Source organism: Alistipes putredinis DSM 17216 (assembly GCF_000154465.1).
Lineage (GTDB): Bacteria > Bacteroidota > Bacteroidia > Bacteroidales > Rikenellaceae > Alistipes > Alistipes putredinis.
Genome location: NZ_DS499579.1, coordinates 197,131 through 216,319, shown reverse-complemented (window position 1 = coordinate 216,319; position 19,189 = coordinate 197,131). Strand labels below are relative to the sequence as shown.

The 19,189-nt window shown below is 58.1% G+C and carries 18 protein-coding genes; 7 read left to right on the top strand and 11 right to left on the bottom strand.

The genetic code is table 11. The features are described 5' to 3' along the window. Window positions 1–27 precede the first annotated feature (27 nt). The gene (locus ALIPUT_RS06855) at window positions 28–936 is read right to left on the bottom strand and encodes a nucleotidyltransferase family protein (RefSeq protein WP_004329089.1); all 909 of its coding nucleotides are present in this window, start codon (window positions 934–936) and stop codon (window positions 28–30) included. A 240-nt stretch (window positions 937–1,176) separates the two neighbouring features. On the opposite strand from ALIPUT_RS06855, the gene ALIPUT_RS06850 reads away from it, so the two are divergent. The 7 genes from ALIPUT_RS06850 to ALIPUT_RS06820 all read left to right on the top strand — a co-directional run bounded on the left by ALIPUT_RS06850 (window position 1,177) and on the right by ALIPUT_RS06820 (window position 7,878). After that, window positions 1,177–2,046, top strand: coding sequence for a murein hydrolase activator EnvC family protein (locus tag ALIPUT_RS06850; RefSeq protein WP_022460961.1), 870 nt, complete (start codon window positions 1,177–1,179; stop codon window positions 2,044–2,046). 8 nt (window positions 2,047–2,054) lie between these two features. After that, window positions 2,055–3,206 carry a 1-deoxy-D-xylulose-5-phosphate reductoisomerase gene (locus ALIPUT_RS06845; protein WP_004329086.1) on the top strand — a complete coding sequence of 384 codons (1,152 nt, stop codon included), beginning with the start codon at window positions 2,055–2,057 and terminating at the stop codon, window positions 3,204–3,206. Between the two features lie 109 nt (window positions 3,207–3,315). Continuing rightward, the gene (rseP, locus tag ALIPUT_RS06840) at window positions 3,316–4,638 is read left to right on the top strand and encodes an RIP metalloprotease RseP (protein ID WP_004329085.1); all 1,323 of its coding nucleotides are present in this window, start codon (window positions 3,316–3,318) and stop codon (window positions 4,636–4,638) included. A gap of 7 nt (window positions 4,639–4,645) precedes the next feature. After that, entirely contained in the window at window positions 4,646–5,275 is a 630-nt protein-coding gene (locus tag ALIPUT_RS06835; RefSeq protein ID WP_004329084.1) for a lactate utilization protein, read from the top strand. Between the two features lie 49 nt (window positions 5,276–5,324). Beyond that, complete coding sequence (locus tag ALIPUT_RS06830) at window positions 5,325–5,951, top strand: lactate utilization protein (RefSeq protein ID WP_004329083.1); 627 nt, start codon at window positions 5,325–5,327, stop codon at window positions 5,949–5,951. A 58-nt stretch (window positions 5,952–6,009) separates the two neighbouring features. Next, a complete protein-coding gene (gene radA / locus ALIPUT_RS06825) occupies window positions 6,010–7,377 on the top strand; it encodes a DNA repair protein RadA (protein WP_004329082.1) in 1,368 nt (455 codons plus the stop codon). A 174-nt stretch (window positions 7,378–7,551) separates the two neighbouring features. Continuing rightward, window positions 7,552–7,878, top strand: coding sequence for a thioredoxin family protein (locus ALIPUT_RS06820; protein ID WP_004329080.1), 327 nt, complete (start codon window positions 7,552–7,554; stop codon window positions 7,876–7,878). Here the strand turns inward: ALIPUT_RS06820 and ALIPUT_RS06815 are convergent. The 10 genes from ALIPUT_RS06815 to dnaK all read right to left on the bottom strand — a co-directional run bounded on the left by ALIPUT_RS06815 (window position 7,875) and on the right by dnaK (window position 18,885). Then, the gene (locus ALIPUT_RS06815) at window positions 7,875–8,516 is read right to left on the bottom strand and encodes a DNA alkylation repair protein (RefSeq protein ID WP_004329079.1); all 642 of its coding nucleotides are present in this window, start codon (window positions 8,514–8,516) and stop codon (window positions 7,875–7,877) included. The genes ALIPUT_RS06820 and ALIPUT_RS06815 overlap by 4 nt on opposite strands. Before the next feature lie 3 nt (window positions 8,517–8,519). Further along, a complete protein-coding gene (locus ALIPUT_RS06810; RefSeq protein ID WP_004329078.1) occupies window positions 8,520–9,413 on the bottom strand; it encodes a DUF4831 family protein in 894 nt (297 codons plus the stop codon). 50 nt (window positions 9,414–9,463) lie between these two features. Beyond that, complete coding sequence (locus ALIPUT_RS06805) at window positions 9,464–10,162, bottom strand: tRNA1(Val) (adenine(37)-N6)-methyltransferase (protein ID WP_004329077.1); 699 nt, start codon at window positions 10,160–10,162, stop codon at window positions 9,464–9,466. Window positions 10,163–10,164: 2 nt separating this feature from the next. Then, window positions 10,165–10,938, bottom strand: a complete 774-nt coding sequence (locus ALIPUT_RS06800; RefSeq protein WP_040293558.1) for a TIGR02757 family protein — start codon at window positions 10,936–10,938, stop codon at window positions 10,165–10,167. 47 nt (window positions 10,939–10,985) lie between these two features. Then, window positions 10,986–11,642 carry an ABC transporter ATP-binding protein gene (locus ALIPUT_RS06795; RefSeq protein ID WP_004329075.1) on the bottom strand — a complete coding sequence of 219 codons (657 nt, stop codon included), beginning with the start codon at window positions 11,640–11,642 and terminating at the stop codon, window positions 10,986–10,988. Further along, window positions 11,639–12,460, bottom strand: a complete 822-nt coding sequence (gene folP, locus ALIPUT_RS06790) for a dihydropteroate synthase (RefSeq protein WP_004329074.1) — start codon at window positions 12,458–12,460, stop codon at window positions 11,639–11,641. The genes ALIPUT_RS06795 and folP overlap by 4 nt, the downstream gene beginning before the upstream one ends. After that, window positions 12,435–13,037: a dephospho-CoA kinase gene (gene coaE, locus ALIPUT_RS06785; RefSeq protein ID WP_004329073.1), complete on the bottom strand. Its 603-nt coding sequence runs from the start codon at window positions 13,035–13,037 to the stop codon at window positions 12,435–12,437. Before coaE ends, folP begins: the two co-directional genes overlap by 26 nt. Then, complete coding sequence (locus ALIPUT_RS06780; protein WP_004329072.1) at window positions 13,034–13,432, bottom strand: hypothetical protein; 399 nt, start codon at window positions 13,430–13,432, stop codon at window positions 13,034–13,036. Before ALIPUT_RS06780 ends, coaE begins: the two co-directional genes overlap by 4 nt. An 87-nt stretch (window positions 13,433–13,519) precedes the next feature. Next, entirely contained in the window at window positions 13,520–16,546 is a 3,027-nt protein-coding gene (gene secDF / locus ALIPUT_RS06775) for a protein translocase subunit SecDF (protein WP_004329071.1), read from the bottom strand. A 419-nt stretch (window positions 16,547–16,965) separates the two neighbouring features. Beyond that, window positions 16,966–18,885, bottom strand: a complete 1,920-nt coding sequence (gene dnaK, locus ALIPUT_RS06770; protein WP_040293557.1) for a molecular chaperone DnaK — start codon at window positions 18,883–18,885, stop codon at window positions 16,966–16,968. Window positions 18,886–19,189 lie beyond the last annotated feature (304 nt).

The window sequence follows — 19,189 nt, the reverse complement described above, 5'->3', positions numbered from 1 at the left end:
TCCATTACCGGACCGACGACGATTTGTCTATCGCCACAAGTATTCGGGATAAATCCCCGCCCGGATCATCTTCTTCAAATTGGCGACCAGCAACGGTTTATCCTCCTTATAGGTCACGCCGAACCACTGCGCCGGAGAACGGAGGACCCGAACGGAAGCCGTGCCGTCGGCGATCAACTTATTGACCATCGACGGGATATAGCACTCGGCTTTCAAATTCCCGGCACTCTCCTGCAGAAACGACCGAAAAAAAGCCTCGGAGTGGGCGAAGTAATCGGGAGTAAAGCCGAAAAGGTTCATCGACACGGGCGTATCTTCGGCCAACGGTTCATCCCCGTTCGCACCGTGATCGACGATCCCGGCCGCCGTGCGTTCGATCTGCGTATGCTCGACCATTCCCGTAAGGTCGCCGGCAGCGTTTACCGAACAGACGCCGCGCGACACCGTCCCGTTTTCGGAAAGCGTCCGGCTCAACTCGTACGCCACCATGCAATAGCGTCCCGACGCTCCATTCAATCCGCGAAGGTATTCGGCGATGGTACGGAACGCTTCCGCTCCATAAAAATCATCGGCATTGATTACGGCGAAAGGCTCGTGAACGGCATCCCTCGCCACCAGAATCGCATGGTTCGTTCCCCAGGGTTTCACACGCCCTTCGGGTACGGTGAACCCCTCGGGCAGACAATCCAGCTCCTGATAGACATACTCCACGCGGATCCTGCCACCGAAACGCTCTTCGGTGAAAACCTCCTGGAAGTCGGAAGCAAAACTGTGGCGGATCACGAATACCACCTTGCCGAAGCCAGCACGAATGGCGTCATATACGGAATAGTCGATGATGGCTTCGTTGCCGGGACCTACCCCGTCCATCTGCTTGAGCGATCCGTAACGGGATCCCATGCCGGCAGCCAACACCAATAATGTCGGTTTTATCATACTATATTCAGTTTTTACTCGTTTCAAAGAAACGTACAAAGGTAAGGAAACCGGCATTAAATTCAAAGATTTATTGTTACCTTTGTACAATTCAACTTTCCGGCGCGAAAAGGCAGGAATACCATCGGCCCCGTTCGATATGCCGGACCGGAAAGACGAAACGGACAGCCCCGGCTTTTCGACCGGCAGAAACCCCTGCGGATTTCGGTCCAATCGCAAACAACGATCAAAAACAGAACCATGAACGCATTTCATTCCATATCCTCGTGGTGGAAACGCTTCTCCCGCAAACGCCGCCTGAGCATGCTCAATGCGACCGACAACGTCGAGGAGTGGTACACCCACATCTCCCCGGCAGGTCTGCTCGCCGCGTTTCTGGCTTTCGCGCTGCTGCTTTTCATCCTCATTCTGTCGATCGTGGCCTATACGCCGGTGCTGGAACTCCTGCCCGGCTACCGCGTCGAAGCGGCCCGCTCGCGCGAAAATCTGATGCAAAGCGTCATCCGTCTGGATTCCATGGAGCGGATGATGAACGACATGATTACCTATAACAACAACATCGCCCTCATCATGGAGGGCAAGACTCCGGTGGTGCGAACCGTAGGCAAGGAAGACAGCATCCGCACGAACAAGACACTCGTGGTGCCCAGCCGCGAAGATTCGCTGCTGCGGGCCGAACTGGAGGGAGAAGGTCCTTACAGCCTCGGGCAGAGCACAGGCGGCGGTGCCGCACGCAAGCCCATCGAAATGGTCGCCCCGATCGAAGGCATCGTCATCGAGCGGTTCGACATCAAACGCGAGAATTTCGGCATCCGCATCGCCGCATCGCCCGACACCCAGATCGTCGCGGCGGACGACGGCGTGGTGGTGATGAATCTCTGGACCCCCGAAACGGGTTACCTGATCGAAATACAGCACTCCAACAACCTGATATCGATTTATAAAAACCTGTCCAAATCGTTAGTAGCCAAAGGACAGCGAATAAAACGGGGCGGTGTCATCGGATCCAATACGGAAGTGCTGGCCGACGGCGGCGACGCCAAAATTTTCGAATTCGAACTTTGGAGCAACGGCAAGCCCGTCGATCCGGAGAGTTATATCGTCTTCTGACCTTCGTTATGAAACAAAGAATCGCCTTGCTCGGATCGACCGGATCCATCGGAATACAGACCCTCGACATCGTTCGGGAAAATCCCGGACTGTTCGAGATCACGACCCTTACGGCCCATCGCAACTGGGAGCGGCTCGCCCGGCAGGCCGTGGAGTTCGACGCCGACAGCGTGGTGATCGCCGACGAACGGCAATACGACGCCCTGCGGCAGGCACTCGACGGCACGTCGATCAAGGTATATGCCGGCGAGGAAGCCCTGCGGCAAGTCGTACAGAGCGGGCAGGTCGATGTAGTCGTGAACGCCCTGGTGGGCTACGTCGGCCTAATGCCGACGATAGCGGCGGTCGAAGCGGGCAAAAAGGTGGCGCTGGCCAACAAAGAAACGCTGGTGGCGGGCGGCTGTTACGTGATGCCGCTGGCGGCCCGGCACAAAGCCCCGATCGTCCCGATCGACTCGGAACACTCGGCGATCTTCCAGTGCCTGGCGGGAGAAAAGTCGCCCGTGCGACGGCTGATCGTCACTTGCAGCGGCGGAGCTTTCCGCGACCGCAGCCGCGAGGAGCTGGCTCACGTAACGGTGGAACAGGCACTGAAGCATCCCCAATGGCGGATGGGCGACAAGATCACGATCGACAGCGCCACGCTGGTCAATAAAGGATTCGAGGTGATCGAGGCGCACTGGCTGTTCGGCGTACCGGCCGAACGGATATCGGTGCTGATACACCCCCAGTCGATCGTTCATTCGATGGTCGAATTCGGCGACGGAGCGATCAAGGCCCAGCTGGGATCGCCCGACATGCGGACACCGATCGCCTATGCGCTCAGTTTTCCGCAGCGCCTCGACCGTCCGGTGGCGCCTTTCAGCTTCGCAGAGCACCCCACCCTCACCTTCGCCGAGGTCGATCGGATCAAATACCCGGCCCTCGACCTCGCCTACGACTGTCTGCGGCGCGGCGGCACGGCCGGCTGTACGATGAACGGCGCCAACGAAGTGGCCGTGGCAGCCTTCCTCGCCCGCCGGTGCGGTTATCTGGAGATCGTGCGCAGCATCGAATACGCACTGGGCAAATCCTCGTTCGCAGCCGTGCCGTCCCTCGGGGACCTGGGCGAAACGAACGCCGAAGCCCGGTGTCTGGCCGCCGAATACCTGCGGCTCTGATTATCGGCAAAGAACATTCTTACAATAAATGTTTTCGACAGGTAAAGACAGAACGGGGTTACCGCCGTACCTGACATAGAAAACAAACTGAAAAACGAACGCTTAAGCAATGGATATTCTTATCAAAATCGCTCAACTTTTTCTCTGCTTCACGATCCTCGTGGGCATTCACGAACTCGGGCACTTCCTGATGGCCCGGGCTTTCAAGATCCGCGTCGAAAAATTCTACATCTTCTTCGACCCGTGGTTTTCGCTCTTCAAGTTCAAGCGGGGCGACACGGAGTACGGTCTGGGCTGGCTGCCGCTGGGCGGCTACGTCAAGATCGCCGGCATGATCGACGAATCGATGGACAAGGAACAGATGAAACAGCCGGTCAAACCCGACGAATTCCGGGCCAAACCCGCCTGGCAGCGGCTCCTGGTAATGGTGGCCGGCGTCATGATGAACGTCCTGCTGGCCATCGTCATCTACTGCGCCGTTTGCTACACCTGGGGCGACTCCTACTTTTCGAACCAGGACGCGAAATGGGGCTATAATTTCAACCCGACGGCTCACGAAATGGGCTTCCGGGACGGCGACCGTTTCGTGTCGATCGACGGCGAGGAGATCGACAACGTCATGCGGGTACAAAACGACCTGCTGATTACCGACGGCGGCCGCCGCGTGGTAGTCGAACGGGGCGGAGAGCCGGTAACGCTCGACATTCCCTTCGAATCCCTGCTCCGTATGCGGCAGGAAAAGGCTTACGAAGACCTCTTCACCCTGCGGCTCCCCTTCATCGTGGACAGCGTATCCTACACCTCGGCAGTCGAAGCGGGCCTCCAGTCCGGCGACGAAGTGGTAGCGATCGACGATCTGCGCGATGCGGACTACCCCCGATACCGCGACTACCTGCAAAAGCACAAGAACGACAAGGTTCTGCTGACCGTCCGCCGCGACGGTGCGCTCATCGATTCGCTCGCACTGCCCGTCGATGCCGAAGGACGGATCGGCGTGACGGTCACGAATCCCTATTCGCTTCGAACACAATATTACACATTCTGGGAGTCCATCCCGGCAGGCATCCACAAGGCCGGAAAGACGATTTCGAGCTACTGGGACCAACTGAAGCTGATCGTGCAGCCCAAAACCAAAATGTACGAGGAACTGGGCGGATTCGTGGCTATCGGCAGCATCTTCCCCGGTAGCTGGGACTGGCATGACTTCTGGCTCAAGACCGCCTTCCTGTCCATCATCCTCGCGGTGATGAACCTGCTCCCGATCCCGGGACTGGACGGCGGACACGCCCTGTTCACCCTGTGGGAGATCATCACGCGCCGCAAGCCGAGCGAAAAGTTCCTCGAGGTGGCCCAATACGTCGGCCTGATGATTATTCTGGCGCTGCTGGTCTATGCCAACGGAAACGACATTTACCGATTCTTCATCAAATAACGCCGCCATGAACGAAACATTGGAACGCTGCCGCCGGAATCTCGTCCGGCGCGGATTCGAAGCCCGGATCGCCGCAACGACCGAAGAGGCCCGGCAAATTCTGTGGGAAGAAATTCGGGCCGCCGCCCCGGAAACGATCTGTTTCGGGGATTCGATGACGATGAAAGCCACGGGTATCGTCGATGACCTGCATCGGGACGGCCACTACCGCCTGTTCGACGGTTTCGACCCTGCGATGCCTCGGCCGCAGAAGCTGGAAATCCGGCGCCAGGGCTTGCTGGCCGATCTCTTCATTACCGGTATAAACGCCGTCACGGAAGACGGTGCCCTGCTGTGGCTCGACATGATCGGCAACCGCATCGCCCCGATCGCCTTCGGGCCGCGCAAAGTACTGCTGGTCGTGGGACGCAACAAGATTACACCGACCCGCGAAGCGGCCGAAGAACGGATCCGCACCATCGCGGCCCCGCAGAACATAGCCCGGCATCCGGGATTCCGCACGCCCTGCGCCGTAACGGGTGTCTGCGCCGACTGCTACTCGGAAGACCGTATCTGCAACACGCACCTGCGGATGGAACGCTGTTTTCCCCGCAAGCGGATTACCGTAGTGTTGATCGACGAAGACCTCGGCTTGTAAAGGCCCCTGAAGAGAACGAAACCGAAGATTACGATTTTCTACTGACGATATGAACGAAACATTCGAACAGTGCCGCAAGAACCTCCTCCGCAGAGGATTCGAAGTCCGGATCGCCGCAACGACCGAAGAGGCCCGGCAGATCCTGCGGGAGGAGATTCGGGCCGCCGCCCCGGAAACGATCTCTTTCGGAGGCTCCATGACGATGGAGGCGACGGGCATCGTCGATGAACTTCGCCGGAAGGGGCGTTACCGCCTGTTCGACGGAGTGGATTACACCTTACCGCCCGAAGAGCGGATCGAGATCCGGCGACAGGGTTTGCTGGCCGATCTGTACATTTCGGGAATCAATGCCATCACGGAAGAGGGAGCGCTCTATTGGCTCGACGGGATCGGCAACCGGGTAGCGGCGATCGCCTTCGGCCCCCGCAAGGTGCTGCTGGTCGCAGGGCGCAACAAGATCGTGGCGACACGCGCTGCGGCCGAGGCACGCATCCGCGACATCGCGGCACCCCGGAACGTCGCCCGGCTGGGACAGAAAACCCCTTGTGCAGTGACGGGCGTTTGCGCCGACTGCGACTCGGAAGGGCGCATCTGCAACACGCATCTGCGGATGGAGCGCTGCTTTCCCCGCAAGCGGATTACCGTGATTCTGATCGACGAGGAAATGGGATTATAACAAGGAATGCGGATGCCCGTCGCGGCAGCATCGGCACTCCCCGGAAAAACGATACGACATGGCAAAGGTCAAGAAAGCATTCTTCTGCCGCAACTGCGGCTTCGAAGCCCCCAAATGGTTGGGACGCTGCCCCTCCTGCGGGGAATGGAACACATTCACCGAAGAGGTGATCGCCCGTGAAAGCGGCGGCGGACCTGCGACTGTCGCCAACCTGCCCAAAGCCCGTCCGCAGCGAATCGCCGACATCCACGAAAGCGAACACCGCCGCATCGACCTGGGAAACCGGGAGGTGAACCGCGTGTTGGGCGGAGGGCTCGTGCCCGGCTCCCTCGTGCTGCTCGGCGGCGAGCCGGGTATCGGCAAATCGACCCTCAGCCTGCAAATCGCCCTGGCGGACAACGGCCTGAAAACCCTCTATGTTTCGGGCGAAGAGTCGGCCGAGCAGATCAAGATGCGGGCCCTGCGTCTGGGCATCGGCAACGAAGGGTGTCTGATCTATGCCGAAACCCTGTTGGAAAATATTCTGGCCCAGATCGAAGAGCAACGGCCCGACCTGGTGGTCATAGACTCTATCCAAACCATCTATACCGACATCATCGAATCGTCGGCCGGGAGCGTTTCGCAGATCCGCGAATGTGCGGCATCGCTGCTCAAATACGCCAAAGCGACCGGAACATCGATCTTCATCATCGGTCACATCACCAAGGACGGCACGATCGCCGGCCCGAAAATCCTGGAGCACATCGTCGATGTCGTACTTCAGTTCGAAGGGGACAACAACCTGATATACCGTATTCTGCGAGGAATCAAGAACCGTTTCGGAGCTACGTTCGAAATCGGCGTTTTCGAGATGCTCGACGCAGGGTTGCGCGAGGTGGACAATCCGTCGGAAATCCTGCTTTCGCACTACGAAACCCCGCTCAGCGGCATCGCCGTAGGAGCTTCGGTGGACGGCATCCGCCCCTACCTGATCGAAGTGCAGGCACTGGTAAGCAACGCGGCTTACGGCACTCCGCAGCGCACGGCGACCGGTTACGACAACAAACGTATGAACATGCTGCTCGCCGTGCTCGAAAAACGCGTGGGAATGAAGATGTTCTCGAAGGACGTATTCCTCAACTTCGCCGGCGGATTCAAGGTCGCCGATCCGGGACTGGACCTCGCGGTCACGGCAGCGGTGATCTCCTCCTACTACGATCGTCCGATCGGCGAAGGGATCTGCCTGGCGGGAGAAATCGGCTTGTCGGGCGAAGTGCGCCCCGCCCCCCGTACGGAACAGCGTATCAGCGAAGCTGCCCGGCTCGGGTTCAGACGGATCGTCGTGTCGGGCTACCTGGGCCGTTCGATCAAAAAACCCAAAGGTATCGAAATCGTCACGATCAACAGCATCGACCAACTGCCGCGTGCCCTGTTCGCAGAAGGATAGGCAGAATTCCCGGTATCTTTTGAAAACTTGCACGAGAAGCCCCGATGATAACTCATCGGGGCACTATTTTTGGTACTTCCCTCAAAAAGGAAGAGTTCTTCGAGAAACAGATACGGCACCTGTCATTCAGAAAAGGATTCAAAAATCGACAAAAACAAAAAACACCGCTTAAATATGAAAGATTTCGATAAGATAATAGGTCGCAACGCGATCACGATGATCTATTTTTTCACCAGTCAATGCGTTCCGTGCGAAGCCATGGAGCCTGTGCTCGACCAATTCGAACGCCGCATGGCCGGACGCGTGGACATCTACCGGATCAACACCGACGCGGACGAGAATGCCTACCTGCTCTACCGTTATATGATCCGCACGACGCCGACGCTGATCTACTTCCGCAAAGGGGATGAGATCCGACGCTGCGAAGGCCCGCTGACCTATAAGGAATTGCTGGCGCTCCAGGAACAGGTCGAAACAGTCGAACACGTCTGCCTGAATTAGTACTCCAGCCGCCAGGTCATCTCCTCCTCGATGTAACGGGCCGTTTTTCCCGGCCCGAGCGAAGAGAGGAATATTTCGATGTCCCGCCGTTGTACGGCGGGATTCGTCATGATCGCCGCCAGCAGCGCCACGACACCCTGCGCGACCAAATTCGATTCGGGATACGTCACGACCAGCCGCCGGAGCACCGGGACCAAGGAACTGAAATCGGGATGCGGAATACGGGAAAGAGCCAACAAGCCGGCATACCCGAGCAATTCGTTCCCCGTATCGCACCAGGCTCTGCCCCACTCGTCGCCGCGCGGCGACCGGGACATCAGCGCGAAGGCGCACTCTTCGGCCATCTCCGAATTGGCAATACCTTCGCCCCAGTCGGAAAATTCGACGGAAGTCACCTGCACGGGATCGGCGATCCAGAAAGTGGCCAATTTCAGCTCCCGCACATCCTGCCGGTAGAGGAAACGGGCAAAGTCGGAATCGGGGCGCTCGGCTCGCGCGACAGCACGGATCGTCGGCAGGCTCACACCGTAATTTAGTCCATACGCTTTCCCCCGATACTGCATCGTATCGGCCACCACGCCGTTCCGCTCCCGGCGAAAACGCCCCAGCAGGGCAGCCATCCGCGACGTATAGTCCATAGTTTAGCGGTTTCTGGGAACTTGAAGGGCGATCGTACGGCCGAACTGGAAAACGGGCAGCACCTGCGCGGCCTGCTCCTGCCCGGCAGCGATGAGCGAACAGCGCGTGAGAGCGGCAATACGGTACGGAATCGTAGAGGAAGTGGGACGCACGCCGGCTTCATCGACAGCCATACCCTGCGGCTCGTACTGCAACAGCACGATATCTCCCGTCAGGTCGTTGGCCGGCAACAACCCCGCATCGGGGCTGAAACGGCAGACGATCTGCTGCAATTTGCCCTCGGCGGGCGTCACGCGGAAACGGCGGGTTTCGGTCGTCACCACACGCCGGCCGAGGAAAAGTTCCAGATACTCCTGCTCCAGCCGGTCGAGACGCTCCAACGCCACAGGAAGTCCCGCGCCGAAGACATTCTCTCCAGCCTCGCCGCTAATCAGGTCGAGACGGTGTTTACGCAACGAAAAAATCGCGGCAGCGGCATTCCGGGCTGCGGTTTGCAGATCGGTTTCGGTCATGTCGAGGCGGTCGGTCTGCAACCGGGCGAAATCGGCTCCCTGAGCCTCGTAACTCTCCACCCGACAGGTCGAAGCGGGCAATTCCCCGGCGGTCACGTATCGCTCGCCCGGCATCAACGCAATGGCGGCATCGGCGACCGTATAGACGGTCTTATCGGTAAGCGGCGCACGCAGACCGAGGAACTTCTGGGCATAGCGGGCATAAGGACCGCAGACGATCTTCTCGCAACGCACCGTAATATCGGCCGCAAGAACGGTTTCGGCCGTGCCGACCACGAATTCGCCGTTGCTCATATAGGTTCCCAATCGGGCCATATCCTGATTCTGGGCCGCAGCCGTCATCCCTGCGAAAAGCAGCGGAAGCATCCATAACAATCTCTTCATATTCACAGAAAATTTTAATTTATGCAAATTTATACGAATTGCCCGTATAATCAAAATTTAAGGTAGAAATCCCCCGTCAGACGGCGGTAATCCTCCGTATAGGAGTCCGGGCCGCCGAGTTCGATAATCAGACGTGCAGGCTCCGGAGCCGGTACGGGCGTCGTGCAGAACTCCGCAAGGATACGCCGCACCCCGCGCCGGGGCGTGGAACAAACCTCCGTCCAGCGAACAGGATAGAGCCGCCCGAGAGCCGCCGAACGGAATCGCTGCATCTCGACGGGCGGCAACACCAACGCAAAGCGTCCGCCGGGCGAAAGCAGGCGGACGACAGCCGCCGCAAGCTCTCCGAACGGCAGTCCCGCCGCATGGCGGGCGGTGTTGCGCCCTTCATCGGGCGAAAGCAGCGAATCGACGTAATAAGGCGGATTCGAAACAATCAGATCGAATTTTTCAACCGGATCGTATCGCTGCACCGCGACAGACACTGCATCCAAACGGTCCGCCCAGGGCGACGCGGCAAAATTTTCAGCCGCCTGCGTCGCACACTCCACATCGATATCCACCGCCGTAATCCAAGCAGCACTCCGTTGGGCCAGCATCAGGGCGATCAGGCCCGTACCCGTACCTACGTCGAGCATCCGCCGGTCCCCGGGACGCACTTCGGCCCAGGCACCGAGCAGCACCCCATCGGTTCCGACCTTCATCGGGCAGCGATCCTGCCGCACGGCAAACTGTTTGAACCGGAACATGGCTATCCTTTTAGAAAACCGTCCATACCGGCGCCGAACAGCGCGAAATCATAACGCACGGGATCCTCCGGGTCGAACGTGCGAAGCACGGCGGTAACCTCCTCGACGGCCCGCCAGTCGTTCTGCCGCCGGACAAGCAATCCCAAAGTCCGTGCCACGTCGCCCGAATGAAGGTCGAGCGGCAGATAGAGCGCCGACATGGGGATCGAGCGCCAGAGCCCGAAATCCACGCCCCGATCATCGCGGCGCACCATCCAGCGCAGAAACATATTCAGCCGCTTGCAAGCCGAGCCTTTGTCGATCGACGAAAGGTGCTTCTCCGAACGGATCGGGTGCGGCTCGGCGAAAAACTCGCGGCGAAAATCGGAGAGAACGGACGGGATCGACCCCGTGGCCGCATAACGCCCCTCGAAGAACTCGCCCAGACTGCCGTAACGACGGAAAAGCGAACGCAGCGCCCGTACATAAGCGATCAGGTCCTCGCCGTTGAAGGTCCGATGCACGCAGACTGTCAGCTTGCGAAGCTCCTCCTCCGAAGCATTTTTCACGAAATCCGCAGGGGCGTTGTCCATATACGACATCATCCGGCAGGCATTGCCGACGATCGCACGACGGTTGCCCCAGGCGATAGTCGCCGAGAGAAAGCCCGCGATTTCACGGTCTTCACGCCCCTCGAAACGATGCGGCACGCTGATCGGATCGGGAGCGATGAACTCCGTCCGGTTGTAGCGGTCGTACAGGGTTTCGAGCAACTCGCGCAGCGGTTCGAACTCCATAAGAATCGTGTAAATGGGATCTACTAATTTCAGAACAGTCACTCCCGTCACTCAGGAAGGATCAGACCGTCGCTCATTACGATCCGACGGTCGGCCCGGAGAGCCAGCGACTCGTCGTGAGTCACCAGCACGATCGTCTGCCCCAAGCGTTCACGCAGATCGAAGAACAGGCGGTGCACCTCCTCCTTGTTGCGGGTATCGAGGTTGCCCGAAGGTTCGTCGGCCAACAGCACGGCGGGAGAATTCACCAGCGCCCGGGCAATGGCGACCCGCTGCTGCTCGCCGCCCGACAGCTCGCCGGGCTTATGATCGCGGCGTTGGGTCAGCCCCACGAGCGCCAGCAGCTCTCCGGCACGCCGCTCCACTTCGGCTTTCGGACGCCGTCCGATCAGGCCAGGGATACAGACATTCTCGAAAGCCGTAAATTCGGGCAGCAGGTGGTGGAACTGGAAAACGAATCCGATCTTCTCGTTACGGAACCGCGACAAAGCCCGATCACCGAGCGATGAAACATCCTGTCCGTCGATCTCGACGCTGCCGCGATCCGCTTTGGAAAGCGTACCCAGTATCTGAAGCAAGGTCGTCTTGCCGGCGCCGCTGGCACCGACGATCGAAACCACCTCGCCGCGCGACACCTCGAGCGATACTCCCCGGAGCACCTCCAGCGCACCGTAACTCTTATGGATATCCGTAGCTTTTATCATGGGCGGAATGCTTTGAAAATACGTACCGTATCGACCGCTTCCCGCACGTCGTGCACGCGCAGAATCGCAGCCCCCTGCCGCAGGCACTCCCAGCCCAGAGCGATCGTCCCGGCGAGCGCCCGGTCGGGCGTCGTATCGAGCACTTTATAGATCATGGACTTGCGCGACACTCCGGCCAGTACGGGATAGCCCAGCGAGCAAAGGTTGTGCAGCCCCCGAAGCAGATCGTAGTTCTGTTCGAGGGTTTTGGCGAACCCGAAGCCCGGATCGAGAATCAACCGACGCACGCCGCAGCGACGCAACTGCTCGGCACGGAGCCGGAAATAGGAAACGACCTCCTCCACCACATCGCGGTAAGAGGTCATCCCCTGCATCGTCGCAGGAGTACCCCGCATGTGCATAGCGATATAGGGAGCGTCGTACTCGGCGACCACATCGACGATGGCCGGATCCATCTCTCCGGCCGAGATGTCATTGACGATCACCGGGCCGAATGTTTCGAGCACCCGCCGGGCTACCTCGGCACGGAACGTATCGACCGAAACGGGCAGTGTGGGAGCGATCCGCCGCACGGCGGCCACCCCCGCTTCCACACGACGCCACTCCTCCTCGGACGTCACCTCGGCGGCTCCGGGCCGGGAGGAGTAGCCTCCGACGTCGAACAGATCGCAACCGGCATCGGCCGCTTCGCGGACACGCCGTTCGATAGCCTCGGCATCCGGTGTGCGGCTGCCGGCGAAAAAGGAGTCGGGCGTGACATTGACGATCGCCATAACGCGCGGCGTGGTCAAATCAGGCAGAATGTTTTCGGTTTTCATCGCGTAACAATTTATCCAGGCGGGCAACCTCGTATTCGAGCTCCCCGAGATTTATATTGACAAGGGTATAGTCGGCCCGCCGGCGCAACTCCTCTTCGTCGAGCTGGACCGCGATACGGCGTCGTACCTCCTCGGCCGAAGCCCCGTCACGCAGGCAGGTGCGTGCAATACGCACGTCGATAGGAGCCGTGACCGCGATCGTACGGTCCACATACCCCTCCAATCCGGCCTCGAAAAGGATGGCGCTCTCCAAAACCACATAGTCGGCGCCGGACTGCCGCCCGCACCACCGTTCGAAATCCTCCATCACGGCGGGGTGCACCAGCGCGTTGAGCGCCGAAAGCTCCGCAGGATCGGAAAAGACACGGCCGGCCAGCAACTTGCGATTCAGACGTCCGCCCGCATAGATCTCCTCCCCGAAGCGTGCGGCGAGCCGCCTCCGTAACGGCCCATCCTCCTCCATAAGGCGTTTGGCCTGCGTATCGGAATCATAGACAGGGGCGCCGCAAGCGGCAAAAAGCCGGCAGACGGTCGATTTACCGCTGCCGATACCTCCTGTTATACCTACCTTAATCATTTTTCTTGCTGACGGGGATCCGGAATTTCGGGAACCGATCCGACGGAGATGACCTTGATATCGCTCAACCGGACGGAAATGGCGTTGTGCAGAGAGAGAGAATCTATCTTCAGGAATTTCTCTCCGTCTTCGGCCTTCACGGAACGGAATTTCAACTCCGACAGGGGAATCCGGAGCCGCTTACTCATATAGACTCGATAGCCGAACAAGTTGGTACCGACTCCTTCCACCACACAGGAAACTTTGAAACGCTCGCCGTCCACATTCACGGTGAAGGGCTGCTCGGTCGTATAAGTATAGTTCAACTTGGCGATATACCACAGGATGAACGAAGCGACGAGCAAAGCCAGAAAGACCGGAGATACATAACGACGCAGCCAACCGAAACGCTCCATGACAGACAATTTTTAAGTCAGGCAAAGTTAAAAATAAAATAGGCCGCAACAATACGTTGCAGCCTATTTTATTCAAAAAGCGGACCTTTATTTCTTGCCGAGGCCCTCGCGCTTCATCAGACCGTAAGCGATCGGAGTCGCCACGAACAGGGTCGAAAGCGTACCGACAACCACACCCAAAGCCAATGCGAAGATAAACCCGCGAATCGTCTCGCCGCCGAAGAAGAGGATGGCGAGCAGAGTAACCAATGTCGTACCCGACGTATTGATCGTACGCGACAGGGTCGCATTGAGCGCATTGTTCACGTTCTCGCGCAGATCGCGCTTGGGATAGAGCACCAGATATTCACGGATACGGTCGAAAACCACCACCGTATCGTTGATCGTATAACCGATGATCGTCAGGATCGCCGCGATGAAGGCCTGGTTCACCTCCAGGTTGAAGGGCAGCCAGCCGTAGCAGAGCGAGAAGACGCCGATCACCACCAGGGCATTGAATGCCAGCGCGGTCGTAGCGCCGGTCGCATACTGCCATTTCTTGAAGCGGAGCGAAATGTAGAGGCCGATGGCGATCAGCGAGAAGAGCACCGACCAAATAGCGCCCCAAGTCATATCCTTGGCGATCGAAGGACCGATCTTGTCTGCCGTAAGAATACCGTTGATATCGTTTTGCGTATTGCGGAAATTCTCGAAGGTGATGGGATAACCGTACAGACCGTGCAGCGCGTCGTACAGAATCCGATCCACTTCCGAAGTAGCCTCGTCCGAAGTGTCGTCGTACTTGTACTGCGTCACGATACGCATCTGGTTCTCATTGCCGTACTGCTTCACCTCGAAGCTGACATTAGCGGCATCCTCGTAACCGGAGAAGACATCCTGCAACTTCATACGTACCTCCTCTGCCTGTACCGGGCGGTCGAAACGAATCACGTATGCACGGCCGCCGGTGAACTCAGCACCCATGTTCAGACCGCGTACCGCGAACGAAACGCACGAAACGGCCAAAACGACGATCATAACGATGTAAGAGATCTTACTCTTGCCCAGGAAGTCGAAATGAGCGTTGCCCATAAGATTCTCCGACCACTTGCGCGAGAAGGAGATCTTTCCCCATTTATTGACTACGCCCTCGATCAGCAGGCGGGTAATGAAGATCGAACAGAAGAGCGAGGTCAGAATACCGATAATCAACGTAGTGGCGAAACCCTGCACCGGACCGTTTCCGAAGATGAACAGAACGATACCGGTGATGATCGTGGTAAGGTTACCGTCGATGATCGCGGAGTATGCTTTCGAGAAACCGTCCTTGATAGCCAGGCTCAAACCCTTACCGCCGCGAAGCTCCTCCTTGATGCGTTCGTAAATAATCACGTTGGCATCCACGGCCATACCCATCGTCAGCACGATACCCGCGATACCGGGCAGCGTCAGCACGGCACCGAACGAAACCAGAACACCGAGCAGCAGGAATACGTTGCACAACAAGGCGATATCGGACAACCAGCCGGCTGTCTTATAGTAGAGGCCCATATAGAGAAGCACCAGCACGAACGCGAGTACAAACGAAAGAATACCCGCATTGATCGACTCCTGCCCCAGCGACGGACCTACGACGGTATCCTGAATAATACGTGCCGGAGCGGGCACCTTACCCGACTTGAGCACGTTGGCGAGGTCTTTCGCCTCCTGAATGGTGAAGTTACCCGAGATTTCCGAACTTCCGCCTTCGATCTTCTGGCGAACGACCGGAGCGGAATAGACATAACCGTCGAGCACGATGGCGATGCAGCGGCCGATATTGTCGCCCGTCAGACGCGCCCAGTCCTGAATACCTTCCGAGTTCATCGACATCGAAACCTTGGCTTCGGCACCGCGCTCGGCATAGGTTTCACGCGCATCCACGATCACGCTGCCGTCCAGCGGAGCCTTGCCGTCGGGCGTGCTGACCTTGAGCGCATAAAGAGAGAAACGCCCGTTGTTCTGCGGTTCGCCCTTGATACCCCACTCGAAACGAACGTCCGAAGGCAGCAACTCGCGCACGGCATCCATACGCAGGTAGCCGGCAACGGTCGCCGTATCGGCAACGGCTACGGAACCCACGACAGCGCCTCCGCCATCATAGGGATTGAGCAGCGAGAAGAGCGGATTTTCCTCGCGGGTATAGCGGGATGCCCCCGAAGCCGAGGCAGCCTCCTCCGCAGCCGGAGCATTGTTCTGCACCTCTGCGATCAGGCTTTCGGTCGTATCTTCGGTACCGGCAGCAGTCGGCTGCTCCTCAGTAAGCGTTTCCTCCACGGCCGCATCGGTCGCCCCGGCAGCCAATTCGTCGCGCAAAAGCTGATCGGCCTGCTCCAGGGCACGCACCAACTCGGTGTTATTATAAGTCGTCCAGAACTCGAGCGAAGCGGTACCCTGCAACAGCTTGCGTACGCGCTCCGGCTCCTTCACGCCCGGCAGCTCGACCAGAATACGGTGCGAATTGGGCAGGCGCTGGATGTTGGGCTGCGTAACGCCGAAATGGTCGATACGACTGCGCAGGATGTTGAACGAAGCGTCGATCGCAGCGTCGGTTTCCTCCTGCAAGATCTTCTCGACCTCGCTGTCCGAGCTGTTCGGCGTGATATCCTTACGATCCGGACTTACGAAAAGCGCAGCCAGCGGAGCACCGCCGGAAACCTCACGATAAGCCTTGGCGAACTCGCCGATGTAGTTGTTGGTACCCTCTTTAAGCGCCTTGTTGGCACGGGCGATGGCCTCCTCGAACATCGGATCGTGTGCGCTGTCACCTGCCAGGGCTTTCAGCACGTCCTCCACCTGCACCTCGAGCATGACATTCATACCGCCCTTCAGGTCGAGACCCAAGTTGATCTCCTTCTCCTTGACCTCCTTGTAGGTGAATGAAATGAATCCGAGATCATAAACGGGCCTGTTCTGCACGGAGTCCAGGTAATAGATCTCCGCCGCCTGACGGAGCGAATCCGACTCCGAAACTTTCGCGGCATACTCGGCCGCCTTTTTCTCCACGCTTCTCGCTTTCAGTGAGAAGGAGAGCTGGTAGATACAAGCAATCGCCAGCAGGATTGCAAGTAACTTGATTACGCCTTTACTTTGCATTGGGTATAAATTAGTTTGTTATAATTTGTTTGTTTCTTTTCCGTTACCCGAAACGGGATTTCAGAAATCCCAATAAACGCACAAAAATAGAAAAAATTGCGGGAAACAAAAAAGGAATAGACAAAAAAACGCTGGAAACCATCCGATTTCACCGTTGAAACCGAAAATCGAAGGAGTGCGATTTCATTTCCGGGCGGCACCCCGACAGCAAAGACCGCACACCGGACGCGCGGGAAAACACCGAAGGAGTCCGACCGTCCCGACCGGCAACAAGGGCGCTGAAAAGCGGTATCGAAGCACCTGTTCCCCGAAACCGCAGCCCGCAATCCGCCCTACAGACAAAAAAGCCAGGGCCGACATACTGCCGACCCTGGCTCTTCTACCGGAAAGTCCGCAAACCGAACCTTCCCTCCAACTTTTTATTTAACCTCTTCGAACTCTACATCTTCGGGCTGATTGGATCCACCCTGCTGCTGACCGTTCGTACCGGCTCCTGCATCGGCATGGGGAGCACCCTGCTGGGCACCGCCCTGCTGCTGTTGCGCGGCATAGATATCCTGCGAAGCAGCCTGCCATGCTGCATTGAGCTCGGCCAAAGCCGTATCGATAGCGGCTACGTCAGCGTTCTTATGCGCTTCCTTCAACTTGCCCAGCGCCGTTTCGATGGCAGCCTTCTTGTCGGCCGGCAACTTGTCGCCGTACTCTTTGAGCTGTTTCTCGGTAGCGAAGATGTTCGAATCGGCGGCGTTGATCTTGTCAATACGCTCCTTCTCCTCTTTGTCCTTCGCCTCGTTAGCCTTGGCTTCGTCGCGCATACGCTGGATCTCCTGCTCGGTAAGACCCGACGAAGCCTCGATGCGGATCTTCTGCTCCTTACCCGTACCCTTATCTTTAGCCGATACGTTCAGGATGCCGTTGGCGTCGATATCGAAGGTTACCTCGATCTGCGGCACACCGCGCGGAGCAGCCGGAATGCCGTCCAAGTGGAAGCGGCCGATCGACTTGTTGTCGCGGGCCAGCGGACGCTCACCCTGGCAGACGTTGATCTCCACCGAAGGCTGGTTGTCGGCCGCCGTCGAGAAGACCTCGCTCTTCCGGGTCGGGATCGTCGTGTTGGCCTCGATCAACTTGGTCATCACGCCGCCCAGCGTCTCGATACCCAACGACAGCGGAGTAACGTCGAGCAGCAGCACGTCCTTCACCTCACCGGTCAGGACACCGCCCTGGATCGCAGCGCCGATGGCAACGACCTCATCGGGGTTCACACCCTTGCTGGGCACCTTGCCGAAGAAATCCTCGACGACCTTCTGGATCGCGGGAATACGGGTCGAACCGCCCACGAGGATCACCTCGTCGATCTGCTTGGCATCGAGACCGGCATCGCGCAGGGCCACCTTGCAAGGCTCGATGGTCTTGTGGATCAAGTGATCGCACAACTGTTCGAATTTGGCACGCGTAAGCGTCATAACCAGGTGCTGCGGAATGCCGTCGATCGGCATGATGTACGGAAGGTTGATCTCCGTAGTAGTCGAGGACGACAGTTCGATCTTCGCCTTCTCGGCAGCTTCCTTCAGACGCTGCATGGCCATCGGGTCCTTGCGCAGATCCACGTTGTGCTCGGCTTTGAATGCCTCGGCCATATAATCGATCAGCACATGGTCGAAATCATCGCCGCCCAGGTGCGTATCGCCGTTGGTCGATTTCACTTCGAACACGCCGTCGCCCAGCTCCAGGATCGAAATATCGAACGTACCGCCGCCCAAGTCGAAGACGGCGACCTTCATATCCTTGCCTTTCTTATCCAGACCGTAAGCCAGCGCAGCGGCCGTCGGCTCGTTGATGATACGCCGCACCTTCAGGCCCGCGATCTCACCGGCCTCCTTCGTAGCCTGACGCTGCGAATCGGAGAAATAGGCCGGAACGGTGATTACCGCTTCCGAAACCTCCTGCCCCAGGTAATCCTCGGCCGTCTTCTTCATTTTCTGTAAAATGATCGCCGAAATCTCCTGCGGCGAATACTGGCGGCCGTCGATATCCACACGCGGCGTATTGTTATCGCCGCGAACCACCTTATAAGGCGCACGCTCGACCTCTTGTGCCACCTGATCGTAAGTTTCGCCCATAAAACGTTTGATCGAGAAGATCGTACGCTTGGGGTTCGTAATCGCCTGACGTTTGGCCGGATCGCCGACCTTACGCTCGCCGTTGTCGGTGAACGCGACGATCGAAGGAGTAGTCCGGTGTCCTTCGGAATTGGGGATTACGATAGGTTCGTTACCCTCCATTACTGCGACGCACGAGTTCGTCGTACCTAAATCAATACCAATAATCTTTGCCATAATATCGTTGCTTTATAGTTTAATAATTTCTTTTTCAACTCCGCCTCCACAGCCCTGCCGCTGCCGTGCGGACGATCGTTTAGTGAACAAAGGTTGTACCAAATGTTCTTTTCGCACCATCCTGCTTTTCCGGAGCGTAAAATCTGACAAACCGCCGGAAGGACTGACATTCCGACTGTCACAATGTCAGCCCGAAACTCCCTTTCGGACATCGCTGTCATTTCGCAGCCTGCCTGCCCCCGATCCGCACGACGATACGGAATGCAACAGAAAACCCCGGCCTCTGGAGCCGGGGTACCATAAT

Bases quoted from the DNA above. Each gene is read 5' to 3' on its own strand.
- ALIPUT_RS06855 (WP_004329089.1), bottom strand. From the start codon at position 936: ATGATAAAACCGACATTATTGGTGTTGGCTGCCGGCATGGGATCCCGT.
- ALIPUT_RS06850 (WP_022460961.1), top strand. From the start codon at position 1,177: ATGAACGCATTTCATTCCATATCCTCGTGGTGGAAACGCTTCTCCCGC.
- ALIPUT_RS06845 (WP_004329086.1), top strand. From the start codon at position 2,055: ATGAAACAAAGAATCGCCTTGCTCGGATCGACCGGATCCATCGGAATA.
- rseP (WP_004329085.1), top strand. From the start codon at position 3,316: ATGGATATTCTTATCAAAATCGCTCAACTTTTTCTCTGCTTCACGATC.
- ALIPUT_RS06835 (WP_004329084.1), top strand. From the start codon at position 4,646: ATGAACGAAACATTGGAACGCTGCCGCCGGAATCTCGTCCGGCGCGGA.
- ALIPUT_RS06830 (WP_004329083.1), top strand. From the start codon at position 5,325: ATGAACGAAACATTCGAACAGTGCCGCAAGAACCTCCTCCGCAGAGGA.
- radA (WP_004329082.1), top strand. From the start codon at position 6,010: ATGGCAAAGGTCAAGAAAGCATTCTTCTGCCGCAACTGCGGCTTCGAA.
- ALIPUT_RS06820 (WP_004329080.1), top strand. From the start codon at position 7,552: ATGAAAGATTTCGATAAGATAATAGGTCGCAACGCGATCACGATGATC.
- ALIPUT_RS06815 (WP_004329079.1), bottom strand. From the start codon at position 8,516: ATGGACTATACGTCGCGGATGGCTGCCCTGCTGGGGCGTTTTCGCCGG.
- ALIPUT_RS06810 (WP_004329078.1), bottom strand. From the start codon at position 9,413: ATGAAGAGATTGTTATGGATGCTTCCGCTGCTTTTCGCAGGGATGACG.
- ALIPUT_RS06805 (WP_004329077.1), bottom strand. From the start codon at position 10,162: ATGTTCCGGTTCAAACAGTTTGCCGTGCGGCAGGATCGCTGCCCGATG.
- ALIPUT_RS06800 (WP_040293558.1), bottom strand. From the start codon at position 10,938: ATGGAGTTCGAACCGCTGCGCGAGTTGCTCGAAACCCTGTACGACCGC.
- ALIPUT_RS06795 (WP_004329075.1), bottom strand. From the start codon at position 11,642: ATGATAAAAGCTACGGATATCCATAAGAGTTACGGTGCGCTGGAGGTG.
- folP (WP_004329074.1), bottom strand. From the start codon at position 12,460: ATGAAAACCGAAAACATTCTGCCTGATTTGACCACGCCGCGCGTTATG.
- coaE (WP_004329073.1), bottom strand. From the start codon at position 13,037: ATGATTAAGGTAGGTATAACAGGAGGTATCGGCAGCGGTAAATCGACC.
- ALIPUT_RS06780 (WP_004329072.1), bottom strand. From the start codon at position 13,432: ATGGAGCGTTTCGGTTGGCTGCGTCGTTATGTATCTCCGGTCTTTCTG.
- secDF (WP_004329071.1), bottom strand. From the start codon at position 16,546: ATGCAAAGTAAAGGCGTAATCAAGTTACTTGCAATCCTGCTGGCGATT.
- dnaK (WP_040293557.1), bottom strand. From the start codon at position 18,885: ATGGCAAAGATTATTGGTATTGATTTAGGTACGACGAACTCGTGCGTC.